Source organism: Actinomadura madurae, assembly GCF_900115095.1.
In the GTDB taxonomy this organism is placed as follows: domain Bacteria; phylum Actinomycetota; class Actinomycetes; order Streptosporangiales; family Streptosporangiaceae; genus Spirillospora; species Spirillospora madurae.
This window is the reverse complement of sequence record NZ_FOVH01000004.1, coordinates 244,511-258,358: the sequence shown is the minus strand read 5'-3', so window position 1 is coordinate 258,358 and position 13,848 is coordinate 244,511. Positions and strand designations below refer to the sequence as shown.

The 13,848-nt window shown below is 70.0% G+C and carries 11 protein-coding genes; 6 read left to right on the top strand and 5 right to left on the bottom strand.

The window, feature by feature from the left end:
• Positions 1 to 228: 228 nt before the first annotated feature.
• A complete protein-coding gene (locus tag BM339_RS13990) occupies positions 229 to 702 on the top strand; it encodes a carboxymuconolactone decarboxylase family protein (protein ID WP_021592876.1) in 474 nt (157 codons plus the stop codon).
• Between the two features lie 53 nt (positions 703 to 755).
• Here the strand turns inward: BM339_RS13990 and BM339_RS13985 are convergent, their stop codons facing one another.
• Together BM339_RS13985 and BM339_RS13980 are read right to left on the bottom strand one after the other, a co-directional pair.
• The gene (locus tag BM339_RS13985; protein ID WP_256255343.1) at positions 756 to 1,304 is read right to left on the bottom strand and encodes a GNAT family N-acetyltransferase; all 549 of its coding nucleotides are present in this window, start codon (positions 1,302 to 1,304) and stop codon (positions 756 to 758) included.
• Between the two features lie 149 nt (positions 1,305 to 1,453).
• A complete protein-coding gene (locus BM339_RS13980) occupies positions 1,454 to 1,828 on the bottom strand; it encodes a MarR family winged helix-turn-helix transcriptional regulator (protein ID WP_021592878.1) in 375 nt (124 codons plus the stop codon).
• Between the two features lie 102 nt (positions 1,829 to 1,930).
• On the opposite strand from BM339_RS13980, the gene BM339_RS13975 reads away from it, so the two are divergent.
• Entirely contained in the window at positions 1,931 to 3,376 is a 1,446-nt protein-coding gene (locus BM339_RS13975; protein ID WP_024936073.1) for an MFS transporter, read from the top strand.
• Positions 3,377 to 3,425: 49 nt separating this feature from the next.
• On the opposite strand, the gene BM339_RS13970 is transcribed toward BM339_RS13975, so the two are convergent.
• Positions 3,426 to 5,846: a VIT domain-containing protein gene (locus tag BM339_RS13970; protein ID WP_256255342.1), complete on the bottom strand. Its 2,421-nt coding sequence runs from the start codon at positions 5,844 to 5,846 to the stop codon at positions 3,426 to 3,428.
• Between the two features lie 38 nt (positions 5,847 to 5,884).
• Entirely contained in the window at positions 5,885 to 7,246 is a 1,362-nt protein-coding gene (locus tag BM339_RS52290; RefSeq protein ID WP_083597616.1) for a MerR family transcriptional regulator, read from the bottom strand.
• 141 nt (positions 7,247 to 7,387) lie between these two features.
• Between BM339_RS52290 and BM339_RS13960 the strand changes: the two genes are divergently transcribed.
• From BM339_RS13960 to BM339_RS13950, 3 genes are all read left to right on the top strand, one after another.
• Positions 7,388 to 8,143: a nuclease-related domain-containing protein gene (locus BM339_RS13960; protein WP_075021075.1), complete on the top strand. Its 756-nt coding sequence runs from the start codon at positions 7,388 to 7,390 to the stop codon at positions 8,141 to 8,143.
• 232 nt (positions 8,144 to 8,375) lie between these two features.
• Positions 8,376 to 10,109, top strand: coding sequence for an RNA polymerase sigma factor (locus tag BM339_RS13955; protein ID WP_075021074.1), 1,734 nt, complete (start codon positions 8,376 to 8,378; stop codon positions 10,107 to 10,109).
• 202 nt (positions 10,110 to 10,311) lie between these two features.
• Positions 10,312 to 11,496 (top strand): C40 family peptidase, encoded by a 1,185-nt coding sequence (locus BM339_RS13950; protein WP_256255341.1) that lies wholly within the window; start codon positions 10,312 to 10,314, stop codon positions 11,494 to 11,496.
• Positions 11,497 to 11,687: 191 nt separating this feature from the next.
• On the opposite strand, the gene BM339_RS13945 is transcribed toward BM339_RS13950, so the two are convergent.
• Positions 11,688 to 12,179: an inorganic diphosphatase gene (locus BM339_RS13945; protein ID WP_021592888.1), complete on the bottom strand. Its 492-nt coding sequence runs from the start codon at positions 12,177 to 12,179 to the stop codon at positions 11,688 to 11,690.
• Between the two features lie 197 nt (positions 12,180 to 12,376).
• On the opposite strand from BM339_RS13945, the gene dacB reads away from it, so the two are divergent.
• A complete protein-coding gene (dacB, locus tag BM339_RS13940) occupies positions 12,377 to 13,717 on the top strand; it encodes a D-alanyl-D-alanine carboxypeptidase/D-alanyl-D-alanine endopeptidase (protein ID WP_256255340.1) in 1,341 nt (446 codons plus the stop codon).
• Positions 13,718 to 13,848: the final 131 nt, after the last annotated feature.

Below are 13,848 nucleotides of genomic sequence, written 5' to 3'. Positions count from 1 at the left end.
GAATCGCGCGGCCGCGGCAGCGGGGGCCGTCCTGCTGGGCGCTGCTGAAGGTCGAGATCCCGAGCGCCTTGCCGCCTCACCGCCACCTGTCAGAACGTCAGCGGACGGACTGGGCGGGTGCGGGTTGGTCCTCGGGGGTGGCTCGTAGGTCACAGGCGATCGGACGTCACATTGTGGTGGCTTGCTCCGTCAGTGGGGTGTATCAGTCATCACGGCAAGGAGATCGTCATGGACGCTCGGTTCAACTTCTACGGCGGCACCATCGGGGCCAAGTACATGAAGTACATCCAGTCGGCGGGCAAGGTGCTGATGGACTCACCGCTGCCCGTCCTGACGCAGCACCTTGTGGAAATCAGGGCCAGCCAGATCAACGGGTGCGGCGTCTGCCTCGACATGCACACCAAGGACGCCATGGAGGCGGGGGAGACCTCGGTGCGTCTCAACATGGTCGCGGCGTGGCGGGAGGCCACGGTCTTCACCGAAGCGGAGCGGGCCGCCTTGGAGCTGACCGAGCAGGGCACGCGTATCGCCGATGCCGCGGGTGGCGTCACCGACGAGGTCTGGGAGAACGCCGCCAAGCACTTCGACGAGGACCAGCTCACCGCCCTGGTGGGCCTGATCGCGCTGATCAACACCTGGAACCGCTTGAACGTCATCACCCGGCAGCCCGCCGGGGGCTACCAGCCCGGCCAGTGGGGGTGATCATCGAGCGCTGACTTCGGATGCACGTCCCACGCGGACCGGGACGTGCATCCCTAGGGGAGGACGTGTCGGTTGCAGGGTGGGAGGTGGGCGGTCATGCCGGCGGTGATGGCCCAGCGTTCGTGGTCGCGCCAGACGCCGCCGATGTTGATGAACTCGGGGGAGAAGCCTTCGCGGCGAAATCCGAGGCGCTGGACGAGCCGGCGGGACGGCTCGTTGCCCGGCTGGACGTCCGCTTCCACCCGGTGTAGCCCGAGCGGGCCGAACGCGTACAGGACGGCCAGCCCGACGCCTTCCGTCATGTAACCCTGGGCGGCGCTCGGCGCGAAGGCCGCGAAACCCAGGATCGCGCGGTCGTACGGCCGGCGGACGATTCCGGTGAGGGTGACGTGGCCGGCGATGGCTCCGGTGTCCGCCTGTTTGACCAGCAGGGCCTCGCCGGCCGTCGGGTCCGCGAAGCGCCCCAGGTAGTCGCGGAACGCCGCAGGGTCTGCCGGTGTTCTCACCCAGTCGGCGTGCAGTTCGGTGCTCTGCCGGGCGAGGCGGACGAACTCCTCCTCGTCCCCCGCCCGCATCCGCCGCAGGACCACGCGACACCCCACAACGCCTCCGCCCTGGCCTCCCCGCCCCCCGACCGTTCGTTGCCTACAGAGCAAGGTTGCACCACGTGCGCCTCGGCGCGCAGCGACTCCGCGGACACGTCATGGAGGCGGAACCGGGAGCCCGGGCCTGTCCTGGACGGCGGCGCCGGTCAGCCGGTGAGGTGCTCCGCGAGGATCTTCAGGTGGGTGTCGCGGGCCTCGGTGTGGCAGCGGCGGCCCTCGTCGGTGATCTCGACGAACACGCCGCGGCGGTCGTCCTCGCAGAGGCCGCGCTGGACGTACCCCTGCTTCTCCAGGCGCGCGACCGTGCGGGACAGGGCGCTCTGGCTGAGGTACATGGCGGCGGCGATCTCCTGCATGCGGCGCTTCTCACAGTCGAGATCGACGAGCCTGTCGAGCGTCTCGTACTCGCTCATGCTGAGGCCGTGGGTCTCCTGCAGCGCGCGGTCCAGGGCGCACGCGACCGTGTTGTAGCAGGTCGCCAGCTCGCGCCAGCGGCTGACCAGAGCAGTCTCCGCCTCCATGCCGCGCATCGTAGCATGCACGCGCATCAGATGCATGCGAATTAGATTCCAGAGAAATTAGTGCGTGGACATTTGATGCGCGTGCATGTACTGTCCTCCGACGTGACTATCACCGACACCTCACCCGACTCCACCGTCCGTGCACCGGCCGCCGCGCCGGCCGAACAGACCTGGACTCCCCGGCTGTGGGGAGTCCTCGCGGTCCTGTGCGCCGTGCTGTTCCTCGACGGACTCGACGTCTCGATGGTCGGCGTCGCGCTGCCGTCGATCGGCGCCGAACTGGGCCTTTCGACCACGTCACTGCAGTGGATCGTGAACGGCTACGTCCTCGGATACGGCGGGCTGCTCCTGCTCGGCGGGCGCACCGCCGACCTGCTCGGCCGCCGCCGGGTCTTCCTCGCCGCGCTGGCCGTGTTCGCCCTCGCGTCGCTCGTGGGAGGCCTGGTCGACAACGGTGCGCTGCTGATCGCGACTCGTTTCGTGAAGGGCCTGGCCGCCGCGTTCACCGCGCCGACCGCCCTGTCCATCCTGACCACCACCTTCCACGAAGGGCCCGCCCGCAACCGGGCCCTGTCGGTGTTCTCCGTCTTCGGCGCCAGCGGCTACTCGTCCGGGCTGATCCTCGGTGGGCTGCTGACCAGCTTCGGATGGCGCTGGACGTTCCTCACGCCCGTCCCGCTCGCCGTCCTCGCCCTCGTCGCGGGCATCGCGCTGATCCCGCGGGACCGGCCCGCGGCCGGCGGCGGCCACGACGTCCTGGGGGCCGTGACGCTCACCGGCGGCATGCTGCTCGCGGTCTACACCGTGGTCTCGGCGCCGGAACGGGGCTGGCTCGACCCGGTCACGCTGGGGTCCGTCGTCCTCGCGGCGGCCCTGCTGGTCGCCTTCTTCGTCACCGAGAACAGGGTGCGGCACCCGCTGATCCGGCTCGGCATCCTGCGGATCGGCTCGATCGTCCGGGCCAACCTGAGCATCGTCGCGCTGTTCGGCTCGTACCTGAGCTTCCAGTTCATGATGACGCTCTACCTGCAGGACGTGCTGCGCTGGTCGCCGCTGAAGATGGCCATGGCGCTGCTGCCCGCCGGGCTTCTCGTGGCGTTCGGGTCCCCGTTCGTCGGCCGCCTCATCGACCGGTACGGGACGCCCCGGCTGATCATCAGCTCGATGACGTCGCTCAGCCTCGGCTACGCCTGGTTCCTCGCGACCGCCGGGAACAGCCCGCACTACGCCTTCACGATCCTGCCGACGATGCTCCTGCTGGGCGGCGGGTTCGCGTTCGGGTTCAGCTCGATCATGGCGCAGGCCACGGACGGCATCGACGACTCCGAGCAGGGGCTCGCCTCGGGTCTGGTTCAGACGTCGGGCCAGGTCGGCGCGGCCCTGGTCCTGGCCGTCGTCACCGCGCTGGTCGCGGGCGGGACGGCCGCGGGCGGCGACGGGTTCGCCGAGTTCCACCCCGGCGTCAACCTGGTCAGTGCCGTCGCCGTGGTCGGCCTGGCGCTCAACCTGATCCCCCTCCTCCGCCGGTACCAGCCCAAGCACACCTGACCGGAACGACCGGTGCGGGGGCGTCCTACGCGGGACGCCCCCGCTCGCGTCATCTCGGCCGCTTCCAGAAGGACCGCCGAGGCTGGGACTCACCGGTGAAGTCGGCGAGCACCCGCAGCGCGCGGTTCCACAGCTCGCTGACCGCAGGAGTGTCATCGGGGAACTGGAGACGAAGGAAGTCGTCGCGCAGCTCCGCGAGTGACGTCGCGTCCAGGGACTGAGCCTCCATCCGCGGGACGATCGACTCCAGGGCGGGCAGCAGGTCGTTCTGCAGATGCTGGACGCGTGCCTCCGCATTCTCGGGCACCTGCCGGAGGCGTTCGAGCACGATGGCCATTTCCCGCTGGAACTTGGTGAGATCGGGGGCGCTGCCGGCCCCGGGCGCCGGGCGCTTTTGCTTGGCGGCCCGGCCGAGGGGACGGCTGGAACCCCGCGCGACCCCCTGCGGCCTTGCGGAGGGACGCGGCCCGGCGGGGGGAGGCGGTGCGGCAGGGGGAGGCGCCGCGCCGTAACCGGGAGGCGCGGACCGCTCCAGCATCCCGCCGGGCGCCGCCGGCATGGGCGGCATGGGTGCGCCGGAGTCCGGCGGCAGTTCCATGTCGGCCGTTGAGACCGAGAACGCGGCGTGGGCCGCGTGCGGAGCGGCCGCCGGTGCGCCCCAGCCTCGCGGCATCTCCACCGGCTGAACGACCTGGTGCGGGGCGTCGCCCTCGGTCGCCACCCTGCTGTCCACGGCCACGAACGCGGTGAAGCGGCACAGGACACCGAATTTGAGCGAGGTCGCGATGATGCGCTGCTCCAGGTCATCGGGGCCGCCGACCGTGTAGCGGTCCTCCAGGTCGCGCAGGTGCGCGCGGGCCCAGATGGACCTGGCGGCCGTGTCGTCGGCGACGACGCCGGTGGCGTGCTGTTCCCACGGCGTCCCGTCCGACGCGGTGCCCCGGACGGTCAGCGATCCGGTGGTCGAGCCACGGAACCGGCCTGCGATCACCAGCGGCACGCCGGGGAACAGGGCGCCCGGCCGGGCCTGGGCCACCGTTCCGGGGACGATCTCCAGGCCCTCGGGGTGCAGGCCGAGCCCGGTCGCGACCGGGGCCGCGATCCGATGGTGGATGTGCTCCATCGCCTCGTCGAGGCGGTCCTCGGACTCAACCAGTTCGCACCGCCCCTGCCCGATGGCGGCGAGGCGGTTCAGGAAGCCCGCGTTGACGGCCTGGTCGATGCCGACCGTGTGCACGCGGACGCCGTGCAGCCGCGGTTCCAGGTGGGCGAGGAGCTGGTCCTCGTTGCCCACCTGGCCGTCGGTGATCAGGACGAGCACCCGGTCGCGTCCCGGGTCGGCGAGCAGGCGGCAGGCCTCGTCGAGCGGGGCGAGCATCTCCGTACCACCCCGCGCGCCCAGCGCCGCCAAGTGCTCGACCGCGCGGAACCGGTTGCGGTCCGAGCCGTCGACGAGCCCGGTACCGAGGTCGCGCGGGCGTTCGATGGTGGTGTCGAACGACAGGACGGCGAACCGGTCCTCGGCGCGGAGCGTGTCGACGATGCGCGCCGCGGCGCGGCGTGCGGCGACCATCTTCCAGCCGTGCATGCTGCCCGAGCGGTCGAGGACGAGGACCACGTCCCGCGGAGTGGCTGTGGCCTCGCCGGAAGGCAGGACCGTCAGGCTGAACGTGCCCTCCTCGCCGGACTCGTCCGGGATCAGGGTGAGGGCCGCGCTCTCCCGCGGGGCGAAGTCGAGGCGGAGGATGAAGTCGCGGTCGAGGCGTTCGCCGGGCCGCAGCCGCACGGTGGTGCGTTCGCCGCCGCCCTCCTCCGTGACCACGTGCAGTGCCGACCGGAGCTGGGTCAGCGGCAGCCCGGCGGGATCGATGTCGACGGTGACGGAAAGCCGCACCGGGTTGGGGAATCCGGGGAGCAGAACCGGCGGGCTGATCCGGGACGCGTCCGGCACGGCATCGGTGTCGTCGGCCACTCCGGTTCCTGCGCGCTCGTCGTCCAGGGGCGCGCCCGGGATGTAGCGGGGCGCGACCACGAGCGGGAAACGGAACGTTGCACTGGACGCCGACTCGTGCGGCAGCGGCTGGTCGAGGGCCAGCGTGATCGTTACCCGCTCGCCCGGCAGGATGTTGCCCACCCGCATGGTGAACACGTCCGGGCGGTCTTCCTCGGCGATCGCCGCGCGCTGCCCTGCGGCGATCGCGGTGTCGTAGTCCTGCCTCGCCTGGCCGCGCTCCTTCAACTTCCCCTCGACGATCCGGTCGGCGGCCTCCATGCGCAGCGCGGTGACGGCGGCGCGGTCGGGCAGCGGGAAGATGTAGGTGGCCTCCAGCGGGACGTCGAACGGGTTCCGGAACCCCTGCACCACCTCGATCCCGGCGGCCAGGCCGGTGATCGACGCGTGCACGTCGACGGAGTCGAGCGGCAGGTTGCCCTTGTCGGTGCTGAGCGCGCCGAACCCCCGGTCTGGCACCGGTGGCGCGATATCGGGTAGCGGCAGGATGCGCACGGTCACTGGGTCCTCCGGGGTTGAACGGCGGGCAGGAACGCGGGGGTCTCAGCAGAACCTCCGGCCGAGTCTGTTGCCGGGCCTTCGGTGATGTCTGCGGCGGGGGCTGCAGCCGAGTCTTCGGTCGCGCCCTCGGCGAGGCTCCCGGCCGGGCCATCGGCTGGGCCTCTGGTGAGGGCGCCGGCGGGGTCTTCGGTGGAATCTCCGACCGGGCCTTCGGCGAAGTCTTCGGCCGGGCCTATGACGGGGTCTCCGGCCGGGCCATTGGCCGGGCCTAGGACGGAGTCTCCGGCCGGGCCTTTGGTGGGGTCTCCGGCTGGGCCTTTGACGGAGGCTCCGGTCGGGTCCTTGACGGGGAGTAGTCCGCGCCTTCGCAGCTCGTCGAGCAGTGGACGCGCGGCGGTCTCGATCGCGGCGAGGTCGTCGCCGCTCAGGGTCGGAACGTCCAGGAGCACGGTGAGACCGGGCACGAGCCGGACCCCCTGGACCAGGGTGTGATGGGCAACGCGGTAGTCGCCAGCGACAGTGGCTTCTCTGTGAGACACGTCCGGACGTGCCCTCCAGAAGCTCTCCCGCTCACGCGACCTTTCACCAGTGGAGCCGGGCTGCCTCTCTTCGCCGCCCAAGGAGTCAGCGGCCGGGGAGATGGAGCCCTCCGGCCTGCCAGCGGACGTGGCAGGAGCTTCGGGGTCCGCGGCCGTCTCATCGTCCGCACCGGCGATCCGGGCCGGTTCAAGCCGGCGGCCGGTGGAACGCGCGGATCCCGAGAATCCCGAGGATCCCGTAGGGCGTACGGAGCCCGGGGAGGACGCGGAGCTCGCAGGGGGCTCCGCGCCCGCGGCGGGTGTATGGGGTTCCGAGTCCGCGGAGCCTGCGGGAGGTGCCGAGCCCGCGGCGAGTGCATGGGGTTCTGATTCCGCGGAGGGTGCCAAGTCCGCGGAGGGTGCGGAGCCCGTGGGAGGTTCCGAGTCTGCGCGAGGTGTGGAGCCCGTCGCGGGGGCAGAAGGTGCGGAGCCCGGGGAGTGCATCGGGGGTGTGGGCGCGAGGGGTGTGGGGAGGGCGGCGATTTGGGCGAGGGTTGCGTTGGGGGCGCCGGCGAGTTCGAGCTGGATCTCGGCGATGGAGCGGCCCGCCGCCTGGCGGCGCTTGACCGCGACGAGCTGGAGCAGGTGGCGGGGGCCGTACAGGGACGTCCGGCCGCGGCGGCCGAGGGGCGGGTCGACCAGGCCGATCGTGGTGTACCAGCGGATCAGCCGCTCGTTGGGAAGATCACGCACCCGGCCGCTGACCTGCGCGGATCCGTCCGCGGCGAGGGCCGCGGCCGCGTCCTCCGCCAGCTCGCCGATCGTCCAGGTCCTCTCCATGGCTCGATGATGACACTGTCACGATGACAGTGTCAACTTCCGAACCAAGATCGACATGAAGAAACCCTTGATGGAACCGCCGGGCTGCCGCACGCTGGTGCCTCAGGTGCGGCTCGGGGGCGGAGGAAAAGGGGCCGTGAGGTGCGCAGCAGCGGGGTCGGCATGTCCGCCGCCGGGGCGTCGGCGCTGCACCGCTACCGGACACTGGCCGCCAAGCACCGGTGGGAACGACGTGCGGTGAGGGCGGCGGTGGCCGGAGCCGCCGGTGTCGTCGCGGCCGGCTTGGGCACGTGGTGGATCGGCTTCCTTGTCGCCGTCCTCATGTTCACCGGCCATGCTGCGTACACGAGGTTCAGGCCGAGCCCCATGGCCAGCTGGCGGCGGGGTGCTCGGGCCGAGCGCCGTACTGGACGCCGCCTGGCACGTCTGGATCCTGCGGGCTTTCACGTCCTGCATGACCGCGCGTTGCACGACGGCCCCATGCCGGTGGCCAATCTCGACCACCTGGTAGTCGGCCTCACCGGTATCTACGCGATCGTTAGCAGGAGGTTCCGGTGGGGAGCGCGATTGCGCGCCGAGCAGCGCCGTCTCTGGGTCGGGCACAGCTCCGTGGGTGGAGTGGCCAATGTGGCGACGCGTGCCGCGGACACGGTGGCCGAGCTGCTCTCCAAGGAACTGGGTCAAGACGTCTCTGTCACGCCGTTGGTCGTCGTGCACGGAGCGCGGGTCGCCCGGGAGGGTGTGCGGCACGGTTCAGTGCTCCTTCGCTCGGCTCGGACGATCCCGCGCGCTATTGAGGCGGAACCCGTTATCTACACCAGCGCGCAAGTGGCGGCACTTGCGGCCGCCGCGGAAAAGCGACTGCCGCCCATGATGGAGGCCCTTTTTCCTGAGTGATTCGTCAAAGTGAACCCTTTTACTCTGGGTGACGTGAAGATCGCTCATCGGGATGAAGTGCTGGTCATGAGAACCGGGCGAACCTTGCACTAGGTCGGGTAAAGCCAACATTCTTCCCATAAACGACATCTCGCCAAGGCGTCCCCCGAAGGGGGAAGAATAGTGTTCGGTATGGAGTCCGAACTCTTGAATATGCCTGTAAAGAGCGCTCTGAGCCTTTACCTTTTCTGGCATGAACGACCATCTCCTGGTCGAGGCGCTACGCGAGCGCGCCCCCGCCGCCACGGCCGCGATGTACGACGCCCACGCCGACAGGCTCTACGCGTACTGCTGGTTCCAGTTGCGGTGCCGGGACGCGGCTCAGGTGGCCTTACGCGACACCTTCGTCGTGGCCGAGGCCCACATCGGCAAGTTGCGCGATGCCGACCGGTTCGGGCCGTGGCTCTACGCCATCGCCCGGCTGGAGTGCGCCAGGCGTCTGCCGCAGAGGCACCAGGTGCCGGACGTGCCGGTTGCCAGTCACGATCAGGAGGACGTCGACCAGCGCATCACGGCGTGGCAGGCGGTACTCGCCCTACGGCCTGTCTCGCGGGAGATCCTGGAGTTGCGTGTAAGGCACCAACTGTCGGTTCCCGACCTCGCGGCCGTGTTCGGGATGTCCCCGAAGGCCGCGCAGGCGGCGCTCGACCACGCGCACGACGAACTCTACGAGGCGTTGACAGCGGAGATACTCGCGCACACGGGACCGTACGGCTGTACGGAGCGCGCTCGGCTCTTACGGCAGCGGCGAGGCGACCTCACGCCCGATATCAGCAGGCGGTTAGTGGAGCACGCGGAGGCTTGTTCCGTCTGTGCAGCGTTCATGCCTCGTGCCGTGTCGGCCGCCAAGGTGTACGGACTGCTCCCGCAGGCGAAACCGGCGGCGGAACTGCGCCTTCGGGTGATGAGCTGTTTCATGGACCCCGAGCTGGTCGGCTACAGGCTCTTCGTCGCCACGCGGGTCACGAAGTTCACGTCCGATGGGTTCCCGGTCCAGTCCGTCGGGTCGGGAGGGGCGATCCGTGCGCCGCGTCTGGGCGGAGGCGGGTGGTACGGCCGCTTCCGCAGGAGGTCCAGCGACGAAACGGCGGCCAACCTTCGCGGACAGGCCGTCCGTGCAGCTGCGGTGCTCGTGGTGGTAGCACTGCTGTCCGGTGGTGGGGTCGCGTCCATGTACGGGTTCATCGGCCCAGGCGGCAAGGACGCGGGCACGAGCGCAGGCCCGCATCCGACCGTTGTGCCTGGCGTCTCGCGGACGCCGCTGCCGCAAGGTCCGAACGAACGTCCGAACGGGTCAGGGCCTGTTGGTACTGCCCCTGTGTCGGCCACCTTTCCTTTAGGTGCGCGCGCCTCTTCCGCTCCTCCGACCGCTTTCCCCGTACCGTCGTCGGCTCTGGTCTCCTCGTCTGAGGCGTCCGGGCCGGGGGCGACCGGCGCTTTGGTGGTCTCCCCGCTCTACCTGGACCTGGCAGGAAGTTCCGACGGCTCGGTAGAGCTACGAGCGGAAGGCGGCTCGGTCGCCTGGAAGGCGACAAGCCGCGGCTCGGTAACGGCAAGCCCGTCCACCGGTCGTCTTGAGGAGGGGCAGAGCGTCGTCGTGCAGGTGCACGTTTCGCGACGGGACGACTCGCAGGGGGAGGGAGTCATCACCTTCACGCCAGGCAACATCCAGGTCCACGTCACTTGGCGTCCCGATGCTCCCGACCCGGATCCGACTCCCTCGCCCACGCCCACTGGGGCAGACCCGCCGACGCCGTCCACGCCGCCCGAAACGCAACGGCCGGGCAGTCCCGTGCCCACGACCCCCGCGCCGGCCCCATCCGGCCCACCTCCCACAGAGGCAGGGCCGGCTCCCTCGCCCACGACCCCGTCCACACCGGAACCCTCTGCGGGTACCGACTCCACAAGCCCCACCCCGAGTTCCTGACGAGGAGTGGCGGACGTACTTACCCTTGCCCGAGTCAACTACTCTTCGTAGGTGATCGTTTGCGCTAAGCAGTGCATCCCTGGGGGAGGACGTGCTCATGGCATCTGGCGCACCAGAGACACGTCGCCGTCACGCGAGCCCGCCCCCTGCGCAATGTACGGCGTTTCGGCTGGTCGCCGTCGGTGCTGGCCTGGCGCTCGGGATGAACCTGCTCCTTCCCGCGGCGTCCGCCCGTCCCCTCGCGGAGCCAAGCCCCAGCGCAAAGGATGTTGAACGGAGCGAACGCCAGGTCAGGGAGCGGGCGGCCGAGGTCGGACGGACGAAGGCCAAGCTCGCCCAAGCGGACGGCGAACTCGACAGGCTCGCGATCGCTGCGGCGTCCGCAGTGGAGCGCTACAACGGTGAGCAGCTGAAACTACGCCGTGCACAGCGGGCGTACACCGACACCCAGGGACGGCTCTCAGAGGCGCACAGGCGGGTCGAGATATCCAGAGCCGAGCTGGCGTCGTTCGCCGCGCAGGTCTACCGGGACAACACCGGTTACGACCCGTTGTCCTCTGCGGTCGCCGGCGAGGGTGGCCCGCAAGGCTTCATGGACCGTGCCGGCATGGTCAAGATGCTCGCCGAACGCCGAGCGGCCATGGTGCAGAGGGTCGAGGCGGCCAAGACGGTAGCTGACGTGTTCCGTCGCCAAGCGAAGATGACGCTGAACGAACAGAGCGCTGCGGCAAGACGCGCCGATGCGGCCAAACGGACTGCACGGGAGGCGGTCGAGACCCAGCAGGCATCCGTCCAGCGTCTCCAGGACGAGAAGCGTCGTCTGGAGAGTCACCTTGGTAAGGCCGAAGCGCATGCAGCGAAGGTCAAGCGCGCGCGGGAGCGTGCCTCGCAGAAGGCGACGGAGCACAAGGCTCGTTCCGCCTTCGCCAGTTCTGGCGCCAGTACCGGACGTCCTGAAGCGGCCCTCACCACGTCGGCGGCGCGCGGAGCCATAGCGGTCCGCGCCGCGCTGAAGTGGCTCGGCACGCAGTACTCCTGGGGCGGGGGTGACGAGTCCGGTCCCACGTACGGTGTGGAGCAGGGCGCGGAGATCAGAGGGTTCGACTGCTCTGGGCTGGCCATGTACGCGTGGAGCAAGGCCGGTGTACGGCTCGACCACTGGACCGGTACTCAATGGACGTCCGGGCCCCACATTCCCGTAAACGAACTGCGTCCCGGTGACCTCGTCTTCTTCGCGACCGACAAGACCAACCCCGACACCATCCACCACGTCGGCATCTATGTCAGCGATGGCCAGATGGTCGAGGCGCCTTACACCGGCGCACGGGTACGCATCGCGACCATCCACCGGGGCGACCTGATCGGGGCGACACGTCCGGCCGGGTGACGCCACGCATGGTCGCTGACCTGCGCGAACCGTTGCCTGGAAAACGGGAACCCTTCCGTACGGCGTCCTGTACGGAAGGGTTCCTCGCGAGACGCGTCGCATGGGCGGCGGGGAGCGGATCGGCGCCGTCCGCGACTCCCTGGCCCGGCACCGGCACGGCCCGGCCGGTGGTCAGCGGGACCGGGTGGCGCTCAGTGGCCGCCCTGGTCCGCCGCGCGCTTGAACGACCGCTCGATCTCCTGCTCGGCCTCCTGGCGCCCCACCCAGCTGGCGCCCTCCACGGACTTGCCGGGCTCCAGGTCCTTGTAGACCTCGAAGAAGTGCTGGATCTCCAGGCGGTCGAACTCGGCGACGTGGTGGATGTCGCGCAGGTGCTCCATCCGGGGATCGGTGGCGGGGACGCACAGGACCTTGTCGTCACCACCGGCCTCGTCGGTCATCCGGAACATGCCCACCGTGCGGCAGCGGATGAGGCAGCCGGGGAAGGTCGGCTCCTGCAGCAGGACCAGCGCGTCCAGCGGGTCACCGTCCTCGCCGAGGGTGTTCTCGATGAACCCGTAGTCGGCCGGGTACTGCGTGGAGGTGAACAGCATGCGGTCGAGCCGGATGCGGCCGGTCTCGTGGTCCACCTCGTACTTGTTCCGCTGGCCCTTCGGGATCTCAATGGTGACGTCGAAATCCAAGATGTCCTCCGCTCCCTGCGCGCTCGCAGTGAATAGTCTTTCGGGAGCCTGTGGGCGAGGCCGGCCCCACAGGTGATTGTTCCCCTGTATAAGGATGTCGCACGTTGGTGAGTGCTGAGTGGGAGAGGGGCGGTCACGTGCCTGGACGGGGCCGAACCCTCGCGGTTCTGTCGCTCTCTCTCCTTAACGTTTTCGCCGTGGCCGCCGGCCTGGCAGTGGTGAAACTCACACCTGACCGGCATCTGTCTCCGCAACCGCCGAGCGTGGCCGCGCGTGACCTCGTGCAGGTTCCAACCTCGGCGGCCTCGATTTCCCCCGCCGGCCTGGGCGCGGGCCGTCCGCCTGACGCGTCCGCTCTGGCGGGACGGCTCACGCCCCTGATCGGCGGCCCGAAGGCGAAAATCAACGCGGTGGTCATCGACGCGGAGACCCGCCGGACCCTGTACCAGCTGCGCGCCGACCGGCCCGCCACCCCGGCCTCCACGACGAAGCTGGTGACATCGGTGGCGGCGCTCGCCTCGCTGGGCCCCGCGCACCGCATCACCACACGGGTCGTGCAGAGCACAGGCGGCAGAATCGTTCTGGTCGGAGGCGGGGATCCTACCTTGACGGCTCTTCCGCCGCGTCCGGACGCCGGCCATCCGCCCTATGCGTCGCTCTCGGAACTGGCCCGTCAGGCGGCCACGGCGCTGAAGTCGTCCGGTGTGGGCCAGGTCCGTGTGGACTACGACGTGTCGGCGTATCGGGGGCCCCGTACGGCCGCGGGGTGGAAGCCCAACTATCTGCCGGACGGTGAGGTGGCGCCTGTCACCGCCCTCACGGTCGACGAGGGACGTGTCGCGCCGTCCGATCCGTCCAAGAAGACGAGGGTCTCTGATCCAGCGGCCACTGCGGCGAACCAGTTCGCGCGTCTGGTGTCCAAGTACGGGGTGAGCGCCAAGGTCGGGCGAAGGACGGTCGCGCCGAAGGAGGCGGCTCCGCTCGGCGCCGTCCAGTCGCCGCCGATGTCGGCTCTGGTGGAGCATCTGCTGACCGACAGTGACAACGATGTGGCGGAGGCTGTGGCCCGGCAAGTCGCCATCAAGCTGGGACGTCCGGCGACGTTCGCGGACGCCGCTCAGGCCGTCCAGCAGGTTCTGGCGAAGCTGGGTGTGGCGGAGGGCGTCTCGGTGAACGACGGCAGCGGGTTGTCGCCTCGCAACCGGATCTCGCCGATCGCGCTGGCGCGGATCGTCTCGCTCGCTTCCGGGGAGGACCATCCGGAACTGCGTCCGGCCATAACCGGCCTGCCGGTCGCAGGGTTCTCGGGGACGCTGAGCCCGCCGCGCTACACCGTCGCCACCAGTCAGGCGGGTGCGGGGCTGGTGCGGGCGAAGACCGGCACTCTCGCGGGGGTCAGCACGCTGGCGGGGCTCGCCTACAGCGCGGACGGGCGGCTGCTCGCTTTTGCGTTCATGGCGGGGGACGGGAAAGGGCCGGTCGATCCGGGGAAGCTGGACCAGCTCGCGGCGGCGGTCGCGGCCTGCGGGTGCGGCTGATCCTCCTTCGGTTATCCACAGGTTCCTGTTGTCCTGCGGTTGGGCGGCGGGTGGGGCAAGGGTGGGGGAGTACGGTCCGCCCCCGGGTGGGAGGGGCCTGCTTTTTCAGGACATGCGGGTCTGGGTGCGCG